Origin of the sequence: Roseovarius sp. S88 (genome assembly GCF_037023735.1) — a bacterium.
GTDB classification, from domain to species: Bacteria; Pseudomonadota; Alphaproteobacteria; order Rhodobacterales; family Rhodobacteraceae; genus Roseovarius; species Roseovarius phycicola.
This window is the reverse complement of the sequence record NZ_CP146069.1, coordinates 1,863,679-1,883,309: the sequence shown is the minus strand read 5'-3', so window position 1 is coordinate 1,883,309 and position 19,631 is coordinate 1,863,679. Positions and strand designations below refer to the sequence as shown.

General features: G+C 57.6%; 16 protein-coding genes and 2 pseudogenes. 8 read left to right on the top strand and 10 right to left on the bottom strand.

Annotated elements, in window-relative coordinates; all coding sequences use genetic code 11:
* Positions 1-179: 179 nt before the first annotated feature.
* The 6 genes from RZ517_RS09555 (at position 180) to RZ517_RS09530 (ending at position 4,655) form a co-directional block, all read left to right on the top strand.
* Positions 180-995, top strand: a complete 816-nt coding sequence (locus tag RZ517_RS09555) for a sulfurtransferase/chromate resistance protein (protein ID WP_338547941.1) — start codon at positions 180-182, stop codon at positions 993-995.
* Complete coding sequence (chrA, locus tag RZ517_RS09550) at positions 992-2,245, top strand: chromate efflux transporter (protein ID WP_338551133.1); 1,254 nt, start codon at positions 992-994, stop codon at positions 2,243-2,245. Before RZ517_RS09555 ends, chrA begins: the two co-directional genes overlap by 4 nt.
* A 60-nt stretch (positions 2,246-2,305) precedes the next feature.
* The gene (locus RZ517_RS09545; protein ID WP_338547939.1) at positions 2,306-2,779 is read left to right on the top strand and encodes an SspB family protein; all 474 of its coding nucleotides are present in this window, start codon (positions 2,306-2,308) and stop codon (positions 2,777-2,779) included.
* A 93-nt stretch (positions 2,780-2,872) separates the two neighbouring features.
* Entirely contained in the window at positions 2,873-4,270 is a 1,398-nt protein-coding gene (gene fumC, locus RZ517_RS09540; protein WP_338551132.1) for a class II fumarate hydratase, read from the top strand.
* Positions 4,267-4,443, top strand: a complete 177-nt coding sequence (locus RZ517_RS09535; RefSeq protein WP_338547937.1) for a DUF4169 family protein — start codon at positions 4,267-4,269, stop codon at positions 4,441-4,443. Before fumC ends, RZ517_RS09535 begins: the two co-directional genes overlap by 4 nt.
* Positions 4,440-4,655 (top strand): ribbon-helix-helix domain-containing protein, encoded by a 216-nt coding sequence (locus RZ517_RS09530; protein WP_338547935.1) that lies wholly within the window; start codon positions 4,440-4,442, stop codon positions 4,653-4,655. The genes RZ517_RS09535 and RZ517_RS09530 overlap by 4 nt, the downstream gene beginning before the upstream one ends.
* A gap of 43 nt (positions 4,656-4,698) precedes the next feature.
* On the opposite strand, the gene RZ517_RS09525 is transcribed toward RZ517_RS09530, so the two are convergent.
* Genes RZ517_RS09525 through RZ517_RS09510 form a run of 4 tightly spaced genes read right to left on the bottom strand, consistent with a single transcriptional unit; the run spans position 4,699 to position 8,371 of the window.
* Entirely contained in the window at positions 4,699-5,001 is a 303-nt protein-coding gene (locus tag RZ517_RS09525) for a hypothetical protein (protein ID WP_338547933.1), read from the bottom strand.
* On the bottom strand, positions 4,974-6,329 hold the full coding sequence (locus RZ517_RS09520; protein ID WP_338547931.1) for a cytochrome P450: 1,356 nt from the start codon (positions 6,327-6,329) through the stop codon (positions 4,974-4,976). Before RZ517_RS09520 ends, RZ517_RS09525 begins: the two co-directional genes overlap by 28 nt.
* Complete coding sequence (locus tag RZ517_RS09515; RefSeq protein WP_338547929.1) at positions 6,326-7,564, bottom strand: hypothetical protein; 1,239 nt, start codon at positions 7,562-7,564, stop codon at positions 6,326-6,328. The genes RZ517_RS09520 and RZ517_RS09515 overlap by 4 nt, the downstream gene beginning before the upstream one ends.
* Before the next feature lie 54 nt (positions 7,565-7,618).
* Positions 7,619-8,371, bottom strand: coding sequence for a cytochrome c biogenesis CcdA family protein (locus tag RZ517_RS09510; protein WP_338547926.1), 753 nt, complete (start codon positions 8,369-8,371; stop codon positions 7,619-7,621).
* A 92-nt stretch (positions 8,372-8,463) separates the two neighbouring features.
* On the opposite strand from RZ517_RS09510, the gene RZ517_RS09505 reads away from it, so the two are divergent.
* Positions 8,464-8,694, top strand: coding sequence for a sulfurtransferase TusA family protein (locus tag RZ517_RS09505; protein WP_338547924.1), 231 nt, complete (start codon positions 8,464-8,466; stop codon positions 8,692-8,694).
* A gap of 66 nt (positions 8,695-8,760) precedes the next feature.
* On the opposite strand, the pseudogene RZ517_RS09500 reads toward RZ517_RS09505, so the two are convergent.
* A pseudogene (locus tag RZ517_RS09500) lies at positions 8,761-11,420 on the bottom strand (Rne/Rng family ribonuclease).
* A gap of 655 nt (positions 11,421-12,075) precedes the next feature.
* Entirely contained in the window at positions 12,076-13,962 is a 1,887-nt protein-coding gene (locus RZ517_RS09495) for an adenylate/guanylate cyclase domain-containing protein (protein WP_338547923.1), read from the bottom strand.
* Positions 13,963-14,266: 304 nt separating this feature from the next.
* Here RZ517_RS09495 and RZ517_RS09490 point away from each other — a divergent pair.
* Positions 14,267-15,426, top strand: a pseudogene (locus tag RZ517_RS09490) (IS30 family transposase).
* A 142-nt stretch (positions 15,427-15,568) separates the two neighbouring features.
* Here the strand turns inward: RZ517_RS09490 and RZ517_RS09485 are convergent.
* Genes RZ517_RS09485 through purS form a run of 4 tightly spaced genes read right to left on the bottom strand, consistent with a single transcriptional unit; the run spans position 15,569 to position 19,623 of the window.
* Complete coding sequence (locus tag RZ517_RS09485; protein WP_338547921.1) at positions 15,569-16,903, bottom strand: sigma-54-dependent transcriptional regulator; 1,335 nt, start codon at positions 16,901-16,903, stop codon at positions 15,569-15,571.
* A gap of 5 nt (positions 16,904-16,908) precedes the next feature.
* Positions 16,909-18,672, bottom strand: coding sequence for a sensor histidine kinase (locus tag RZ517_RS09480; protein ID WP_338547920.1), 1,764 nt, complete (start codon positions 18,670-18,672; stop codon positions 16,909-16,911).
* 43 nt (positions 18,673-18,715) lie between these two features.
* Positions 18,716-19,384, bottom strand: coding sequence for a phosphoribosylformylglycinamidine synthase subunit PurQ (gene purQ / locus RZ517_RS09475; RefSeq protein WP_338547919.1), 669 nt, complete (start codon positions 19,382-19,384; stop codon positions 18,716-18,718).
* Entirely contained in the window at positions 19,384-19,623 is a 240-nt protein-coding gene (gene purS, locus RZ517_RS09470) for a phosphoribosylformylglycinamidine synthase subunit PurS (protein WP_338547917.1), read from the bottom strand. Before purS ends, purQ begins: the two co-directional genes overlap by 1 nt.
* Positions 19,624-19,631: the final 8 nt, after the last annotated feature.

Sequence of the window (19,631 nt, the reverse complement as noted above, 5' to 3'; positions counted from 1 at the left end):
ACGGTTTTTATCCGGCGGGGTGGAACCTCGCCCTACGGCGCTTGACCGCCCTTTGTCTCTCAGCCATCATTACACCATGGGGCCATCCTGCGACTGCCCCGTGAGGCTTTGGCCCAAAGTCGCATCCACTGAAACGCGTTTGCTTGCGCAAAACGCCTGGACCAGAGGATGCTTTTGCCATGCCTGCACCGAATGCAATTACTGTTTCCCAACTCAACCGCCTGATTGGCACGCCCGATTGCCCGGACATTGTTGATGTCTGCATCGACGAGGACTTTGCCGACGATCCGTTTCTTATCCCAGGATCGCGGCGGCATCCGCATACCGATATCCCCGGCTTGATCGAAACGCTGAAAACGCCGCGCGCGATCATTGTTTGTCAAAAGGGGCTGAAGCTCAGTCAGGGGGTGACAGCTTGGCTGCGCAGTGAAGGCATTGAGGCAGAGTATCTGCAAGGTGGCATGTTTGGCTGGCGCGAGGCCAAGGACAGTTTGCGAGTACCAGCAAGCGCCCTGCCCCAACCCATGAACGGTCAGACGCTCTGGGTGACGCGGCACCGGCCCAAGATTGACCGAATTGCCTGTCCCTGGCTTATTCGCCGCTTCGTTGACCGGGGGGCGCGGTTTCTCTTTGTCTCGCCCGACGATGTTGAGGCAGTGGCTGAGAAGTTCAACGCCGTGCCTTTTGATATCGAAGGCGTGTTCTGGTCGCATCGTGGCGACGCATGCACTTTTGATACCATGCTGGAGGAATTCAAACTGACCTCCCCGGCCCTGTCCCGCATGGCAGATGTCATTCGCGCCGCCGACACAAACCGGAATGCCGACCATCCCGTCGCTGCTGGCCTTCTGGCCTTGTCCGTTGGTCTGTCGCGCCAGTTCCGCGACGATCATGCCCAGCTTGAGGCGGGCTTGACGCTTTATGATGCCCTGTACCGCTGGGCACGAGATGGGTATGAGGAAACCCATGATTGGCCGAGCAGCCGGGGCGCATGATGCAGGTTTCCACTTCTGAGCTCATTCGCGTCTTTGGGCGCATCGGCGTCCTGTCCTTTGGCGGACCGGCGGCGCAAATCTCGCTCATGCAAACCGAACTTGTGGACCGCCACAAATGGCTGACTGAAGACCAGTTTCTCAAAGCGCTGTCCTTTTGCATGCTCTTGCCGGGGCCGGAGGCGATGCAGCTGGCCACCTATGCCGGATGGCGGTTGCGTGGGGTTCCGGGCGGTCTACTGGCAGGGCTGCTGTTCGTGTTACCCGGCGCGCTGGTGATCACAGCGCTTGGTTTTGGCTACGCCTACTTTGGGCAGGTTCCGCTCGTCCAAACCGCGTTCATGGGCATCAAGGCCGCTGTTGTGGTCATCGTTTTTCAGGCGCTTTTCAAATTGGCGCGCCGCGCGCTTACCTCTGGCCTTTCCCGCGGTCTGGCCCTTGCGGCGTTTATCGCGATCTTCTTTCTGTCCGTGCCATTCCCAATCATAATCGCCTGCGCGGCCCTCATAGGCTGGGTCTTGTCTGAACCCGCCGCAGAACCAACCTCGCAAACGCCCGTAACGGAACGCCCAGCAACTCTCAGCACAGTTGCGATCTGGGGAACACTTTGGGCGGCCCCTATCGGGCTTCTTTGGCTCATCGAGGCCGACCTGCTGCTCGACATGGCGCTGTTTTTCTCGAAACTGGCCATCGTGACCTTTGGCGGCGCCTATGCCGTGCTGGCCTACATGACGCAGGAGATCGTGCAATCCTATGGTTGGCTCACCACCGATCAGATGATCGACAGCCTGGGCCTGGCAGAAACCACGCCCGGCCCCCTGATCCTGGTCACACAGTTCACCGCTTTTCTGACCGGCTTTCAAACTGGCGGGCCGGGTCTGGCGCTAGCAGCAGCGGTCATAACGCTATGGGTCACGTTCATCCCATGCTTCCTTTGGATTTTCGTCGCAGCACCCTATGTGGAGGCCCTGCTTGCCCGCCCGCGGCTCAAAGGTGCGTTTGACGCCATTTCCGCCAGCGTGGCGGGGGTTATCCTGAACCTTGCCGTCTGGTTCACTTTGCATGTGCTCTTTGCGCAAGTGCCGCAAACGCGTTTCGGTCCCCTGCCCGAGATAGACAGCCTGTTATGGTTCAACGCCGTTCTCATAGCCCTCGCTGCCTTGATCTTTCTCAAGTTGCGATGGCCCATGGTGCCCACGCTTCTCGCAATGGCTACTCTTGCGGGCATTTCACAGCCGATCTTCGGTCTCTGAGCCCTTTTGTTTTGCCGTAAATTCCCTATGCTGAGTCGCAGTACGACCGAAGGGTGGTAAATGACGCGCTCCATCGATTACGGAAAACTGATGCACCGCGCGATGCGCAACCTGATTCAGGATGTGCTTTGCGATGTGCGTGACAATGGTCTGCCTGGCGCGCACCATTTCTTTATCACGTTTGAGACCACACATCCTGAGACCAATATCGCCGATTGGTTGAAAGAACGATATCCCAGTGAAATGACTGTGGTGATGCAGCATTGGTTCGACAATCTGACAGTGACAGATGACGGCTTTTCCGTGACACTGAATTTCGGGGATCAACCGGAGAATCTGTATATCCCCTATGACGCGATCCAGACTTTTGTTGACCCGTCTGTGGAATTTGGTCTGCGGTTTGAGTCGCAGGAAGACGAGGACGAAGAAGACACAGCGTCCCAAACTGACAGCAGCGATGAAGAGGTCGCAGCCCCGGAACCCGAGACAGCCGACGAAGCGGATGTGGTCAGCCTCGACAGTTTCCGCAAATAGCAAAATGTCCCGGATCGTGAACGTTGCGGGTGATTGAACTTCGCCACCGTTCCGGTAAGACAGGGCATGGCAATTCCGACGGAGATCACCACCATGTCCAAGACGCGCACCGAATCCGATAGTTTCGGCCCTCTGGAGGTTCTCAGCGAGAAATACTGGGGTGCGCAGACACAGCGGTCTTTGATGAACTTCCCCATCGGATGGGAGACACAACCCGTCGCGATCGTGCGTGCGCTTGGGGTGATCAAACAGGCCTGCGCGATGGCTAACAAAGCCTCTGGCGCATTAGACGCCAAGCTGGGGGATGCGATCATTCAGGCGGCCAGTGAAGTGGTGGATGGCAAGCTGGATGATCACTTCCCGCTGGTTGTCTGGCAAACCGGCTCTGGCACGCAATCCAACATGAATGCCAATGAGGTTATCGCCAACCGCGCGATTGAAATCCTGGGCGGCACAATCGGCTCCAAGGACCCCGTGCATCCCAATGATCACTGCAACATGGGACAGTCCTCGAACGACACTTTCCCCACAGCCATGCATATCGCAACGGCGATGAGCGTGCGCGATGTACTTTTGCCGGGGCTGCAGAAACTTTTGGCCGGACTGGAGCGGAAATCCGAGGAATTCAAAGACATCATCAAGATCGGTCGCACCCATACGCAAGACGCCACGCCGCTTACGCTTGGGCAGGAATTTTCCGGCTACGCGCATCAGATCCGACAGGGTATTGCCCGCGTCGAGGCCTGCCTGCCAGGTATTTACGAACTGGCCCAGGGCGGTACAGCGGTGGGCACGGGTCTGAACACCACGCACGGCTGGGGCGAGACCGTGGCGGCCAATATGGCGGAGATCACCGGGCTTCCTTTTGTCACGGCGCCTAACAAGTTCGAAGCCTTGGCTGCGCATGACGCCATGGTGTTCATGTCAGGGGCTTTGGCAACCGTGGCGGGCAGCTGCTACAAGATTGCCAATGACATCCGGTTCCTGGGCTCTGGTCCACGGTCTGGTCTGGGCGAATTGATCCTACCGGAAAATGAACCGGGCTCGTCCATCATGCCGGGCAAGGTGAACCCGACACAGGCAGAGGCGCTGACGCAGGTGGCCGCGCATGTTATGGGCAATGATGCCGCAATGAAATTTGCCGGATCCCAAGGTCATTTTGAGTTGAACGTCTACAACCCGATGATGTCCTACAACCTGCTGCAGTCGATCCAGCTTTTGGGCGATGCCGCGGACAGCTTTACCGAACGGATGCTTTTGGGCATTCAGGCCAATGAACCGCGCATCGACAAGCTGATGAAAGAAAGCCTGATGCTGGTCACGGCGTTGGCGCCGACCATTGGGTATGACAACGCCACCAAGGTCGCCAAAACCGCGCATAAGAACGGCACGACGCTGAAGGAAGAGGCGATTGCGCTTGGCTTTGTCGACGAAGAAACCTTTGACCGCGTGGTGCGTCCCGAGGATATGATCGGCCCGAAGGACGCATGAGCAAACCCGTCAACCTCAACCAGGTCCGCAAGGCCCGGACGCGCGTAGACCGCCGTGCGAGGGCTGATGAGAACGCGGCGAAGTTCGGGCGAACCAAGGCGGAAAAAGAGCTGGACGCAACGCGTTCGCAAAAAGCGCGCGAAACGCTGGAGCAGCATCGGCGCGACGAATGAGCGGACGGCCTGTTAAACACTCGCTCAGTTTGCGCGGACACCGCACCAGCGTGTCTTTGGAAGATGAGTTCTGGCAGGCCTTTCGGGACATTGCAGCTGAGCGCGGACAACCGATCAATGCACTCGCTGCGGAAATAGACGAGGCGCGCGGGGTTGAGATCGGACTGGCCTCGGCCATCCGGGTGTTCGTGCTGCGCCACTATCGCGGTTAACTGCACTTTAACCTGCCCCACGCATTTTAAACGCATGTCCCATCTACACCTCATGCTGCCTGCTGACATCTGGATGCAAAAAATCTTCGACGCCAAGGCCGCACGCGTAGGCGGCGTGGTGCGCCGCAGCACGCGGGATGTAGAGCGCATTGTCGGACGCAGCCATTTTTTGAGGGAAGTGCAGCGCCGCGGGTATCACGCCGTAGAGAACTCCGGGCAGATTGTCATCTTCTGCAACAATGACCGTGTTCAGGTTCTTTACTGACCCAAAAGCCTTCTGAAGGCTTTTGGGAAATCCTTTCTGAAAGGATTTCCCCGTCAATTTCGAGGCGTAACCTTCAGCCAAATCCCGTCCTTGCCCCGCACCGTTAGATGCGCCACCGGCATGGCAGGCCGCTCTGGCACAAGGTCAAACCGGTAGGCGCGCACCAGGAGCGCCAGTAAAAGCACGCCTTCGATCATCGCAAACCCTGCCCCCGTGCACACGCGTTGCCCAGCCGAGAACGGCATATACGCCTCGCGCAGACCGCTTTTGCCGTTCTCACTGTCAAACCGTCCGGGATCAAACTCATCCGGCTGCTCCCAAAGTCGTTCATGGCGATGCAGATGCCAAGGGCTCAACACAATCTGACTGCCCTGGCGCACGTCGCGATCTCGGAACCGCTCCGGGCATGCCGCCTCACGTACCATCATCGGTACCGGCGGATAAAGCCGCAAGGTTTCGCGGAACACATCACGTGTTTTCTTCAGCCGCGCAATGTCGGAAAAACCGATCTCGCCATCCCCCACCTCCTCAGCCACGCGGTCCTGCCAGTTGGGGAACATCGCCAGAAGATACAGCGCCCAGGCCAGCGCCGACGCGCTAGTCTCGTGACCAGCGAGAAAGAAAATGGCCACCTGATCAACCATTTCCTCGGTCTCAAAGCGTTGACCTGTTATCGGATCAGCCGTCGTCATGATCTTTGTTGCCAGATCATTCGGCGCGTTGTCCGCCTTGATCTCGATCATGCGCTGTTCCGTCATTTGCGTGATGAGCGCCCGAATGTGCCGCGCGGTGTCACGCGTTTCTCGCCGGTGAGGGCGCGGCATCCATTTCGGCAGAGGCAGCAAAGCGGCCAGATTGACCACTGGTTGCGTGCGTTGATGGGCGCGAAACGCCTCAAACACTTGAGCGGCCAGTTCATCCTCAATGGGCAGCGAAAACAGCGTGCGAAAAATTACATCGGCCGCCGCATGGCTGGTCTGTGCCTCGATTTCCAAGGGCGAACCATCCGCCATGTCTGCCAAACGCGTCACTGCTCCCTGTCCTGCGGCCAGCATCGCCGGGAACGTGTCACGCAACCGCCCGCCTTCAAACGCGGGGTCGATAATTCGCCGCTGCCGCTTCCATGTCTCGCCGTTGGTGACAAACACCGAATTGCCCAGCAAAGGCGCTAGCCCCTCGCGAATACGGTCCGACTTGGGGAAGTCATCGGGGCGCTCTTTCAGCACCAGATTAACGAGATCAGGTTGATTGCACAGGTATGATCGAAAGAACGGCGTGCGGAATTCGGCCATCCAAGCGCGGTAGAGCCTCGCAGGCTGCGCCGAGAGCAGATCTTGCTTGAACAAACGCATATAGCGCCAGAGAGACACGCGCCCCTCACGCGATGCCGGTTTGGGCGGCAGGGTCATGCAGTCACGCTCGTGTAGCGCGACGCGGGTGTCTCGATCCGACTGGGTGAGGGTTGCCGTTCGGCGTAGCGTGCCCCAAGGCTCAGCGGCCCGGCGGTGATCTGGAAATAATCGTAATCCCCAGGACGGTCAAACGCGCAGAGATACTGAAAATGTAGCCGGAAAAACCGCCAACGCAGCGCACGCCAGCGCTCGGGACTCAGCGTTTGCGTGAACGCAGCAGAGATCACCAGCGGCCAGAATTTACCTTCAGGTGCGACACCCGACACGCTCACCGGATCACAGAGCGCAAAGGCACAGCCATCTCCGGGTGCAGTCACGTCGACCCAGGGAATTTGCGTTTGCGCGCTCATGACTTGCAGATCGGCCCGCAACCGATGCGATTTAGGAAGGAAAGACACCATCGGAACGACTTGTCCCAATGTCAGAAATGACAGGATCGGGCTCATTTCGGGAACGCCTTTGGTGCGCACCAGATCGGCCAGAATGGACACCCCCAAATGCGCACCCGAGGAATGACCCACCACAAGCACCTCATCAACATCACTTTTCAAAGCTTCGGCGACTTCTTCCACGAACTCCACCATCCGCGCCTCAAGCTCCGGCGGATTGGCCCCCTTGAATTGCGCCGAATACGCGTAGTCATGCATCAGGTAATAGGCAAAGAACCTGGCATCCTGCGCTTTGAACCACTTCAGAACTCCAACAAAGACAACAACACCCGCGATACCCGAGGCCGCATCCCCGAACTGCCCTAACCACGGAACCAGGTATGTCTTGCCCAACCAGATCGTGGCGGCACCGGCGACAAAGGACAAGATGAGTTGCACCAGGAGAAACCCAACGGGATAAAGCGCAGCAATCACCGGCCCCTTGCGTAGCCGCATGAGCCGAAAGAGAGCGCCTGACGCGATGTATGTCCAAGCGGTGCGCAGCAGCAGGACATAGGTCCCAGCAATCCCGCGTTCCATGCTGTTCTGAACAATGTCCGACCACATCAGAACCGTGACATCGGTGGCCACGTTCTGCCCATCAATCTTGGCGTCTACGTGCCATCCGTAGCGGCCCGCCCCCTCAGCTTGAGGTTTCAGCGCGATGTCGTACTCGGACACCTTTGCCTGTGCCGTGCTTTCCTTGCGATACAGCTCACGATAACGCCGGGGCGGAAACGGGTCATATCCCGGAATGTAGAACACGCGGCGCGTGCGGATTTGCGGGGTGGTTTGACTGCTCATTCCGGACCTCTGTTGCGAGGCAGGTTAGCGTAGTCTTTGTGTCAGCGGTAGAGCCTAGCCGACATAGGCCAAAGCAGGGAAAACTTCGAGCAGCCAGTAGGAGAAGGCCGAGAAACCTCCCGTGAGCATGAGCAATCCGATGGTCCAGAGCAGCAGCCCCATGATTTTCTCAATCTGCTCCATATGACGTTTCATCCAGGACATAAGACCCCCAAGCCTGGGCAGGAAAATAGCAAAAAGCAGAAAAGGCACGCCAAGACCCACCGCATAAACACCCAGAAGGAAGGTGCCGCGTGTCACGGAGGCCTCAGAGGCGGCCAGAGACAGGATCGCGCCCAGCTGCGGACCGATGCAAGGCGTCCAGCCAAAGGCAAAGGCGAGGCCAAGGATATACGCCCCCGACGACGATCCACCCTGATCGCCCACATCAAGGCGCGCTTCCCGGTCGAGGATCTTGATGCGGTAAATGCCGATAAAATGCGCCCCGAATCCCATCACAATAACGCCCGCCAACACATTGAAATAGCTTTGGTATTGTAAAAAAGCACGCCCGGCGGCGGATGCCGCGAAGCCAAGGAACAGAAAGACCGTTGAGAGCCCCAAAACAAAGAAAAGTGCCGGGACAATTGCCTTGTTGCGCGCCGCGGACTGTTCGTTGAGGTCGGTAACCGACACGCCGCTCATATAGGCCAGATAAGGTGGCACAATGGGCAGCACACAGGGGCTGAGGAAAGAAAATACGCCCGCCACCAAGGCGACCATCATGGCAGGCAGCAAGGCTGCGTCTATGATCTCTATCCCGAACATGTGCTCTATCTATTTGATTTGCCCTGTAACGTCACCCGGCTAAAAGTCACATCTCTGTGGACAGGCCGTGACCAAGGACATAAGTGCACATCATGAATTGGGAAGAAACGATAGATGCCCGAGGGCTGTTATGCCCCCTGCCTGTGCTGAAACTGCGCAAGCGTATCAAATCATTGAAAATAGGCGACACGGCCTGCCTTTTGGCGGATGATCCGGCAGCGGTTGTCGACGTGCCGCATTTCTGTGCTGAAGCAGGCCACGAATTGGTTGAGATCACCGAGGCCGGGGGCCATCAGGCCTATCTCGTGCGCAAAGCGGTCTGATATTACGCCGGAATGCAAAACAGCGCCTCAAAGAGACGCTGTTTTCAACTCTAGGGCCGTCCGGGACTAGCCGACTGACCACCACCCCTTGCGTTTGGGCTTGGCGCTTTCTTCTGCCGCTACAGGCTCCGGGGCTGCCTCAGCCACTGGTTCTGGGGCTGGCTCAGCCTTAGGCTTGCGCGTGCGGGTGCGTTTCTTGGGTGCTTCCGGCTCCGGTTCGGCCGGAGTTTCGGCCACGGGTTCAGCCTCTGTTGCATCTTGTACTTCAATCGCTTCAGCCTCGGCATCCACCTTTTTCTTGCGCGTGCGGGGCTTGCGCTTTGGCTTTTCAGGCTCCGCGTCCGGCTCCGCCTTGGCCTCTTCTGCTTCCGGCTTCGCCTCTTCCGCCTCAGGCGCGCTTTCGGTGTCTTCGCTCTCTTTTTCTTGCGAGACCTGGACCTCGGCTTGCGCTTTGGATTTTCCTCGGGCTGCGCATCCGTTTCGGCGTCAGATGGAGTTTCAGGCGCCGAGGCCTCACCGCCCTCTTCGGCCTGGGCCTCGGAATTCTCACCATTCTCTTCAGCGGTATTCGCGTCTTCACCCTGGTTGTTGTTCTTGTTGCGCGACCGGCGACGGCGACGGCGACGGCGCTTCTTTGGGCGCTCTTCTGCATCAGGATCCGTCTCTACGGACTCGACAGCAGTCTCTTCTTCCTCATCGGGAATATCCAGATCATCAAGCAGCGCGCTGCCTGCCGACACAACCGTCTCGGCAGCTTTCACCACCCGTGTTGCGGTTTTAAACTTCTCGAGGCTGAAATCGGGGCTGATCAATGCAGGATCACCCTCAATGCGGACCGAAAGACCATAGGCAGCCTCGATATGCGCCACGCGTTCGCGTTTCTGGTTCATCAGGAAGTTGGCAATCCCCACCGGGCATTTCACCAGCACCTCGCGCGAACGTTTGCGGGTGGCTTCTTCCTCGATCTGACGCAGGATGCTGAGCGCAAGATTGTCATCCGACCGAATGAGACCAGTGCCATGGCAAGACGGGCACGGCTGCGTCGTGGCCTCAATCATACCGGGGCGTAGGCGCTGACGGCTCATCTCCATGAGGCCAAAGCCGGAAATACGGCCCACCTGAATGCGCGCACGGTCGGTCTTGAGCCGGTCTTTCATGCGCTTTTCAACGGCAGAGTTGTTCTTGCGCTCATCCATGTCGATGAAGTCGATCACGATTAGGCCCGCAAGGTCACGCAGGCGCAGCTGACGGGCCACTTCCTCGGCGGCTTCCAGGTTGGTCTTGAGCGCAGTGTCCTCGATTGAGCCTTCCTTTGTGGCCCGGCCAGAGTTCACATCGATGGCGACAAGCGCCTCGGTCACGCCGATGACGATATAGCCACCCGATTTGAGCTGCACCGTGGGGTTGAACATCGCCGCGAGGTAGCTTTCGACCTGATAACGCGCAAAAAGCGGCAACGCCTCGTTGTAGTGTTTCACGTTCTTGGCATGGGACGGCATGATCATTTTCATGAAGTCCTTGGCGATGCGATAGCCGCGCTCGCCTTCCACGTGGACCTCGTCGATCTCACGGTTATAGAGATCACGGATCGAGCGTTTGATGAGGTCGCCTTCCTCGTAAATCTTCGCAGGCGCGATAGATTTCAGCGTCAGCTCACGAATTTGCTCCCAAAGCCGCTGCAGGTACTCGTAGTCCCGCTTGATCTCGGCCTTGGTTCGCTTGGCCCCTGCCGTGCGCACAATCAGGCCCGCACCTTGCGGCACGTCGATCTCGTTGGCGATTTCCTTGAGCTTCTTGCGATCCGCAGCATTGGTGATCTTGCGGCTGATCCCACCGCCTCGTGCGGTGTTGGGCATGAGAACGCAATACCGACCAGCGAGCGACAGATAGGTCGTGAGTGCAGCGCCCTTGTTGCCGCGCTCTTCCTTAACAACCTGCACCAGAAGGATCTGGCGCACATTGATCACTTCCTGGATCTTGTAGCGACGTGGGCGGGGTTTGCGCGGCGGACGGATGTCATCCTGGTCATCTTCATCTGCCACAGACTCGATGGATTCGTCCTTTGAGGACGCATCCGAGCGCTTACCGGACTTGTCTTCGTCGTCTGAGTCGTCGTCGCCCTCGGCGTCCGCGGTCTCATCACCCTTGGATACGTCGTCTTCTACATCGTCAGGCTGGGTCTCAGAGGCCTCTTCCTGAGCATCTTCGGGTTCTTCAACGGGCGTCTCTGCGACGGTCTCCATTGGAGACAGCCCTTCCTCGCTGTCGCTGTCTGCTTCTGCGCCTTCGCCGTCTTCTAGGTCTATGGTCTCCATGCCAGAGACTTCACCTGTCACAACCGCATCCTCAGCCTCGGTTTTGGCCGCCTTTGATCGGCGGCGGCGCGTGCGTTTGGGCTTTTTCTCTTCTTCCTCGTCGCGCGCCTTCATCGCCTCGGCATAGGCGCGCTCTTCTTCGATGAGCGCTTCGCGATCTGCGACCGGGATCTGATAGTAATCGGGATGAATTTCCGTAAAGGCGAGGAACCCATGGCGATTGCCGCCATAGTCCACAAAGGCCGCCTGAAGCGACGGTTCGACCCGTGTTACTTTTGCAAGGTAGATGTTGCCAGCAAGCTGGCGTTTGTTCTCGGACTCAAAGTCAAATTCCTCAACCTTGTTTCCGTCCACCACCACAACGCGGGTTTCTTCCGCGTGGGTGGCGTCGATAAGCATTTTCTTAGCCATTTTAATCCGTTGCACGCCCCGCGCGCGCCTGGCCCTGGGGGAGGTAAGGCGCGTCGGTCGTGTCTGTTCAAAGCGAAATAAGACGCGCGGCGGGGCCGATTTCCTCGGCCACAGCTGGGAGACATCTGTGTGCTCACGCGCGTCATCGCGGTTCTTCTCCAGGGCATCGACCTCGGCCTTTGCCCCAATTTATATGCCGCGTCACCGCATCGTATCCGTGGGTGCGCTGGCGTCTCATGGCCTCTCTCAAGGCCCAATCGGTTGCTTCAACGCCTCAAGGGGCTTGAAACAGCGAAACTCACCGACCCGCTCTCGGGCCGTATCTCTAGTTAAGGTGTGATGCAGGGGAATGACAATGGGGAATCGTGTTTTGTAGGGAGAAAGGTGGTTTTGGGATGGCGCACCTTGATCCTATGAGCATCTGCCGTGTGAAGAAAGTCCGGTTGGAGCCCAGAGTACCGAATGCTGCGCAGGGCACGAGCGGCAGGACTGCGCAGAATGTAACCTTTGCAAAGCTTGAACGGATTCCAGCTGCGGGCATTTGCGCTGATAACGTCGAGCGGCAGGCCGGGTGCTCAGAATTGCAGTAATCTGCATTGCTGCCAAAGCCCTCGCTTTGCTGTCTTGCTCGCGACTGACATACTGGCTCAAGTATTTAACCAGTGGTTTCCGGCACCCCCAGTCTGCGCAAGTCATCCAGCCATCGGTTGAGGTAATCGTCGCTTTCGAACGGTGCTTTCCTTGCCTCTTCGATGCTGTAGTTGGGGTTGTCTGCCAAAAATTCGTCGATCAACGTTTTTGCTTCTTCTTCTCGCCCCAACCGCAGGAGTATCGGCGCAAGCGTGCGTCTTAGGCGATCCGGGACCTCGTTCATCTTTTCAATCGAAGCAAGAGCGCCTGCGTAATCTTCTGCAAAATACTGTGCCCATCCCAGATTCCACAGATACCAGTCCGGATGATGCGGGTTGAGGCGGATCGCTGACCGCATCCGTTCAACGGCTTCATCGGCTCGTCCGCTATAGACCAAAGGGTCAGTTGAGTTCACGAGGGTACCTGCGGAATTCGGATTTAGCGAAATAGCCTTGTCATACAGCGTGACCGCCCGGTCGAGATCGCCGCTATACATCGTCACATAAGCGAAAACGGCATAGCCAGCGAAATCGAGTGACTCCAGATCGATCGCCTTTCTCGCCATTTCAAAGGCAAGATCCAGCGATTCCTCGCGTGAAAGGTCTTCGCTCCAACCAAAGCGGTAACCAAAGGCATGAGCCCAAGCAAGTTCGGCATATGCGCCCGCGAAGTTCGGATCGAGCGCAATCGCCTGCTCACTCAGTCGCTGGGCTTGAATATTGTCCGCCTCGTTGAATCTAAGCGAGTGTTCCTGAGCACGTGTGGAGAGTTCATAAGCTCCGAGGCTTTCTGTAGGCTGATGCTTTAACCGGTCATACTCGGCCAGATTGATACTCGTGCTCAACGTCGAAGCGACGGTGCGGGTAATCTCATCTTGAACGTCAAATATGTCCAGCAGATCACGGTCGTATTGTTCGGCCCAGAGATGCTTGCCGGTAGTGGCATCGATCAATTGTGCATTTGCGCGCAAGCGTTCACCTGCGATCTGAACACTGCCATCGACGATATATCTCACGCCGAGTTCCTGCGCGATCTGCTGCACTTCAACAGGCTTATCCTTGTACAAAAAGGTCGAATTGCGCGCGATGACAAAAAAGTCTGAGAACCGGGACAGCGCCGTCAGAATGTTCTCACTCAGGCCATCGCTTAGGTAATCTTGCGTCGGATCGTTGTTCAGATTGTCGAAAGCCATGACCGCGATGGACGGCTTGCCAGACGCAGGCAGATATTGGTCGCCATTGGCGGAAGATATTGCGGCGGGGCTCCAAGGCTGCCACCATGCCGCTACGCCCAAAGCCAAGGCGAGCACGACACTGATGGCAACTGCCATCCGACGTTGTGCAGGCTTTGCTGCACTCCGCACAATGGGCGATGCTAAAGCCGTGGCCTTTTCATCAAGCGCCAAACTGAATACGTGCAACGGCTCAGCCATGTTCTTAACCTGATGCATTCCCGCATCTTCGATGTTGAGGTCGAGTTTGTCCTTAACCTGATCGAAGACGTTGACCGACATGCAGATGCCCGCAGGTTCGGCCAAGCTTTCCAGCCGGGCGGCAATGTTGACGCCATCGCCCTGAATGTCGTCCTGATCAACCACGATGTCGCCGACATTGAGCCCTATCCGATATTGAACCTGAGCATCTTCCGGAAGATCCTTGTTCTCGATCCCGACGAAGTACTGCATTTCGATGGCACAACGAACGGCCTCAACAGCGCTGGCAAATTCAATCAGCAGCCCATCACCAATCAATTTTACAATGCGTCCGTTCCGTGCCGATACAATTGGCTCAAAGAGACGTTCGCGATGCGCTTTGACTATCTCCAGAGTACCGGCTTCATCATTACGGATGAGGCGGCTGTATCCAACGACGTCGGCGGCAAGTATCGCGGCGAGGCGGCGCTCCAAATTCATACCTCCAATGTTTGAAAACAGGTTAGGCAGAACGCCGCGACGAATCCAGCAACTTTGAGACCGCTGATACGTTCCCCTGAAACTGCCGTTGACTGAGCGACGGCTGACAGCAGCTATTCCGCTGTTTTCCAATTCACGACCGGAGCGGTGAGGGTCAGCTATCGCAGATCTGCACCACAAGTTGTCCTTCCGCTTTAGGCGGCTTGCGGTCTTTGATCCTAGACAGGCGAAGGGCAACTTCGTCCTGAGGATTCAACGGGTGGTCGCAACACTTTAATCTTTTTGGAGAGATGGAGTGTTGATCATGAAGTACCGCACGCGGACGTTTTATACGGACAAACAGAAGTCGGAGATGTGGGATCGGTGGCAGCGGGGTGAGTCCCTGAGCTCGATAGGCCGCAGGTTTGATCGTGCGTCGTCTTCGATTTTCCGCATCTGGCTTTGACTGGTGGTATCCGTCCGCGTGCACGCACCAGGTCTCGGCTGGCCTTGAGCCTCGAGGAGCGTGAGGAGATATCCCGTGGGCTGGCAGGGGATCGGTCATTGCGCTCTATTGCGCGCGACCTTAGACGTACTCCCTCGACGATCAGCCGGGAGGTGCGCAGAAACGGTGGGCGCAAGGCGTATCGCGCGGCATTGTCAGATCAGCGCGCATGGGACTGCGCAAGGCGGCCCAAAGCCTGTAAGCTCTCCTTCAACGACCACTTGTGTCGGTTCATTGCCCGAAAGCTGCGGTTGAAGTGGTCTCCTCAGCAGATCGCGGGCTGGCTGATGCGCAAGCACCCAAACAAAGAGCGAGAGCGTGTGAGCCACGAGACGATCTATCGCAGCCTTTATGTGCAGACGCGCGGCGTTCTGAAGAAGGAGCTGCAGCAATGCCTGCGCAGCCCGCGCGCCATCCGTCGGTCCCGGCATGCGACCCAGAAAGGTCTGAAGCTACGCAAGATCAAAGACGCAGTGCCGATCAGCGAGCGCCCGCCCGAAATCGAAGACCGGGCCGTGCCCGGCCACTGGGAGGGCGATCTGATCGTTGGGGCAAACAACAGCTACATCGCTACGCTGGTCGAGCGGCACTCGCGGTTCGTGATGCTGGCCAAAGTTGCGAACAAGGATACGCAAAGCGTTATCACCGCCCTGATCAAGCAGGCCCGAAAATTGCCCAAAGAACTCTACCGCTCGCTGACATGGGATCGCGGCTCAGAGATGGCCGCCCATGCGGCGTTCACCATGGCGACAAAGATCGACGTCTTCTTCTGCGATCCGCAATCGCCGTGGCAACGCGGCAGTAACGAGAACACCAACCGGCTCTTGCGTCAGTACTTCCCGCGAGGCATCGACATGTCGACCCTCAGTCAGGCCAAACTCAGCGCCGTCGCGCGGCAACTCAACGAGCGGCCACGAAAAACCTTGCAATACGAAACCCCGGCGGAGAAGTTTGCACAGTGTGTTGCGGCGATCCATTGAATCCGCACCGCAGAGCCGCCATTGACGGTTTCTGTTTCGAAGGTTTTTTCAGCGACGCTACTGGCTACTTGTTGCGGTATACTAGCTGTTGCGCCGTCGATTACCCGCGACACAAGACTTCACGCTTACGACGCAATCAAACTCAAAGATAATCCGACCTTTGCAGCCCGTACTTCGCCATCTTTTCATTCAGCGTCCGGCGGGGCAGGCAAAGCTCGTCCATGACGCTGGCAATAGACCCCTTGTGGCGGCGCATGGTGTTGTCGATGAGCATGCGCTCAAACGCCTCGACATATTCCTTGAGCGGCTTGCCTTCGGTGGTCATCACCGGCTGCATGTCCTGGTGATCGGACATCAGAAGCGACGCGATGGTGCCTGACCCGCGGCGAGATTGCAGCACAGCGCGTTCGGCAATGTTGATCAGCTGGCGCACATTGCCCGGCCACGGGGCCTGCAAAAGCTGCGCCGCCTCTTGTGCGCTGACCTGCGGGGTTTCACAGCCATAGTCATCGGCAAAGCTCTCACTGAAGCGGGTAAAGAGCGTCAGGATATCTTCGCCCCGTTGGCGCAGTGGCGGCACGGTGATGCGCAGCGACGCAAGGCGATAAAACAAATCCGAGCGCAGCGCGTCCTCACAGGTCCGATCCTGTTCCTGCATGTTGGAAATGGCCACAACGCGGGTCTCTGGCGGCGTGCCCTCATCGTTGATGAAGGTCAAAAGCCGTGCCTGCGCGGTCTCGGAGAGTGTCTCGATATCTTCCAGAACCAGCGTGCCGCCCCGCGCCTCTTCCACAGCGGGCAGTTGCGCGTCATCGGGCTGCATCGGGCCAAAGAGTCGCTTCATCAACGCGTCTTCCTCAAAGGCCGAACAGGAGACCAAAACAAACTTCTTACCTGCCCGCGCACCCACAGCGTGCAGCGCATGCGCCACAAGCGTCTTGCCCGTGCCAGTTTCGCCCTCAATCAGCACATGCCCATCGGCCTGACCCAGATCGAGAATGTCCTCTTTCAGACGTTCCATGACGGGGGATGCGCCGATCAGCTTTTTGATCAACTGCCCGCCATCACTGAGCTCGCGTCGCAACGTGCGGCTGTCGAGCACCATGCGGCGTGAATTGGTGGCTTTCTTGGCCAGCTCATTCATTCGGTCCGGGTTGAACGGCTTTTCCAGGAAATCAAACGCGCCAATGCGCATGGCTTCTACCGCCATGGGCACATCGCCGTGACCTGTGATCATGATAACGGGCAAAGCGCTGTCCGTGCCCATCAGCTTTTTGAGAAACTGCATCCCGTCCATGCCCGGCATACGGATATCCGTTACAACAATGCCCGGATAATCCGGCCCCAATACCTTGAGCGCCTCTTCGGCCGAAGGGAACGCCTCTGTGTCATACCCTGAGAGCGCCAGCCACTGGCTGATGGACTGACGCATGTCTTTTTCATCATCGACAATGGCGATTTTCATGGCACTTGGCATGTCACCTACTCCGCTGCTCGGGTCTCATCTGGCAAGATTGGCAACTGCATTTCAAACACAGCGCCCCCTGTTTCTGCATTTCTGGCCGTCAATCGGCCCCCTAGGTCGTTCACGATGCCGGACGAAATGGCAAGCCCCAAGCCAACACCATCGCCGGGCTCTTTCGTGGTGTAGAAGGGCTCAAACAGGTTTTCGATGTTCACTATCCCGGTCCCGTTGTCGCGCACGGTCAGCACGGCGGTGTCGCCTGCGGCCAGCAGAATTTCGATTTTGGGTTCATCATTCGACTTGGTGGCATCAAGCGCATTGCGCAGCAGATTGATGATCACCTGCTCAACCCGCACCCTATTGCCCATCACCCAGACCGGTTCTGATGGCAATGTCCGGGTGATGTCCACGCGCCCTTGCCGCAGTTGCGGCTCCATCAGCGCCAGCGAGGCATGCACCGCATCGCCCATATTTACAGGCGATATGTCCTCTCCATCCTGGCGCGCGTAGGATTTCAGCTGTTTGGTGATCACGCCCATACGCTCGATCAGGTCATCGATGCGCTGGAAGGATGAGAGCGCCTCATCGGGTCGATTTCGGTTCAGCAAAAGCCGCGCGCCCGCAAGGTAGGTCTTCATCGCGGCAAGCGGTTGATTGAGCTCGTGACTGACCGCCGCTGACATCTCTCCCAGCACCGCCAGTTTTGAGCTTTGCTGCAGGGTTTGTTCGGCCACGGCGAGGTTCTCCTGCACCCTTTGGCGCTCGGCAATTTCTCGCTGCAGCCTTGCGTTCAATGCGCGAAGCTCTGCCGACTCCCGCTGGAACAAACTCATCCGGGCCGCGGTTTTTCGGTTCAGGAAATAGAAGGCCAGCGCGAGAAGAATCGCGAACACCATGATCTCAAGCGCCAGAACACCGTTCACCCGATCCCGGATGCTGGCAAATGTCGTAAAGGACGTGATCCGCCAGCCGCGAAAGGCCACCCTGCCCTGCACCCGCATCACCGCTTCACCGGCCAGATAGGCATCCGGCGGCAAGGCCGAGGACCAGTCAGTGGTGGCCTGCAATGCACGCAGAATGGCGGAATTGGCGGGTTGCTGTGCCAAGGCATCTTCTTCAGTCAAACCTCGCCATCGCGGCTCTGTCGCAAGAATAATCTGTCCATTGCTGTCCGTGACCAGAATGGCATCCGAAATCCCGGCCCAGGCCAGTTCAAACTTTCGCAGATCGACCTCAACCACGATCATGCCCACCAATGTACCGTTGCTGGTGATCCGTCGGGAATAGACAAAGCCAAAGCCACCAGCCTCGTCCTGCACTACGGTAAAAATGTTGTCTGCTGAGCGTAGTGTATCGATGAAATAGGGATCTTGCTTTTTATTTTCACCAATAAGTGCGCGATCCGTGGCAGCCACTACACGGCCATCCTTGTCCAGCATGGTCAACGAGGCGGCGCCAATCTCTTCGTTGAATGCAATGAGTCGTTGCGAGGATTGAGCATAGTTCGCGGTATCCAACGCGGCGATCAACGCTGGGTCACGGGCCAAAAGCTGTGGCACAATCGCGTTCTGACGCAGCTCGGACAACAGGTTGCCGCTGTAAAGTGCAAGACGCAGTTCGGCTCTGTTGCGGGTGTTTTCCGTGAAACGGTCTGTCAGTAGCCTGTTGGTGACAAAAACCACCGAGATCGCAATCGCTGTTAACAGCAACAACGCCAGCCGCGCGCGCCAGCCAATGGTTCTGGCTTGATGCTCTGGGTCCGACGAACGTAACTTGATCATGTGCCTATGCTAAACTGCGCCGTGACGGGTCTCAAGCGTGGGTTTATGCATCCGCCAGTTGCCCGACAAGGCTGGCGAAAAGCGTCGCGCCTTCGGTGTTTCCGTGGGTGCGCTCGGCCATACGCTCCGGGTGGGGCATCATCCCCAGCACCCGCCGGTTTTCGGACAGCACACCTGCAATATCCTGCTGAGAGCCATTTGGATTTTCGACATAACGAAATGCGACACGCTCTTCTTCGTTGAGTGCTTTGAGTGTATCGCTGTCGGCAAAGTAATTGCCATCGTGATGCGCGATCGGAATGGTGATCGTGGTTCCAGCATTATAGCCAGATGTGAACGCGGAATTAGATGTTTCCACTTTCAGATCAAGGGCTTTGCATACGTACTTCAGGCCTGAGTTTCGCAGCAACACTCCGGGCAGCATTCCGGTTTCCGTCAAAACCTGGAACCCGTTGCAGATGCCCAAGGCATAGCCACCTCGATCCGCATGCGCCTTGACCGACTGGCAAATCGGTGAATTAGCCGCAATCGCTCCGCAGCGTAGGTAGTCGCCAAAGGAAAACCCCCCCGGTATGCCCACCACATCCACGCCTTTGGGTAGATCGGTGTCCTTGTGCCAGACCATCGTGACCTTGGCGCCAGCCCTCTCAAACGCGACCTTCATATCGCGGTCACAGTTGGATCCGGGAAAGACGACGACCGCAGCGTGCATCAGACGACCTCCACCGAATAGGATTCGATGACCGTATTGGCCAGAAGCTTTTCGCACATCGCTGTGACGGTTTGCTCTGCCTTCGCTGCATCCGTTTCATTGAGATCAAGCTCGATCACCTTGCCCTGCCGAACGCCTTCGACCCCGTCAAAGCCAAGCTGCCCCAACGCGTGGCGCACCGCCTCGCCCTGCGGGTCTAGAACCCCGTTTTTCAGCATGACATGTACGCGTGCTTTCATTTGCTCTT

Excerpts from the sequence above, each read along its gene's own strand:
- RZ517_RS09555 (WP_338547941.1), top strand. The coding sequence starts at position 180 with ATGCCTGCACCGAATGCAATTACTGTTTCCCAACTCAACCGCCTGATT.
- chrA (WP_338551133.1), top strand. The coding sequence starts at position 992 with ATGATGCAGGTTTCCACTTCTGAGCTCATTCGCGTCTTTGGGCGCATC.
- RZ517_RS09545 (WP_338547939.1), top strand. The coding sequence starts at position 2,306 with ATGACGCGCTCCATCGATTACGGAAAACTGATGCACCGCGCGATGCGC.
- fumC (WP_338551132.1), top strand. The coding sequence starts at position 2,873 with ATGTCCAAGACGCGCACCGAATCCGATAGTTTCGGCCCTCTGGAGGTT.
- RZ517_RS09535 (WP_338547937.1), top strand. The coding sequence starts at position 4,267 with ATGAGCAAACCCGTCAACCTCAACCAGGTCCGCAAGGCCCGGACGCGC.
- RZ517_RS09530 (WP_338547935.1), top strand. The coding sequence starts at position 4,440 with ATGAGCGGACGGCCTGTTAAACACTCGCTCAGTTTGCGCGGACACCGC.
- RZ517_RS09520 (WP_338547931.1), bottom strand. The coding sequence starts at position 6,329 with ATGACCCTGCCGCCCAAACCGGCATCGCGTGAGGGGCGCGTGTCTCTC.
- RZ517_RS09515 (WP_338547929.1), bottom strand. The coding sequence starts at position 7,564 with ATGAGCAGTCAAACCACCCCGCAAATCCGCACGCGCCGCGTGTTCTAC.
- RZ517_RS09510 (WP_338547926.1), bottom strand. The coding sequence starts at position 8,371 with ATGTTCGGGATAGAGATCATAGACGCAGCCTTGCTGCCTGCCATGATG.
- RZ517_RS09505 (WP_338547924.1), top strand. The coding sequence starts at position 8,464 with ATGAATTGGGAAGAAACGATAGATGCCCGAGGGCTGTTATGCCCCCTG.
- RZ517_RS09495 (WP_338547923.1), bottom strand. The coding sequence starts at position 13,962 with ATGAATTTGGAGCGCCGCCTCGCCGCGATACTTGCCGCCGACGTCGTT.
- RZ517_RS09485 (WP_338547921.1), bottom strand. The coding sequence starts at position 16,903 with ATGCCAAGTGCCATGAAAATCGCCATTGTCGATGATGAAAAAGACATG.
- RZ517_RS09480 (WP_338547920.1), bottom strand. The coding sequence starts at position 18,672 with ATGATCAAGTTACGTTCGTCGGACCCAGAGCATCAAGCCAGAACCATT.
- purQ (WP_338547919.1), bottom strand. The coding sequence starts at position 19,384 with ATGCACGCTGCGGTCGTCGTCTTTCCCGGATCCAACTGTGACCGCGAT.
- purS (WP_338547917.1), bottom strand. The coding sequence starts at position 19,623 with ATGAAAGCACGCGTACATGTCATGCTGAAAAACGGGGTTCTAGACCCG.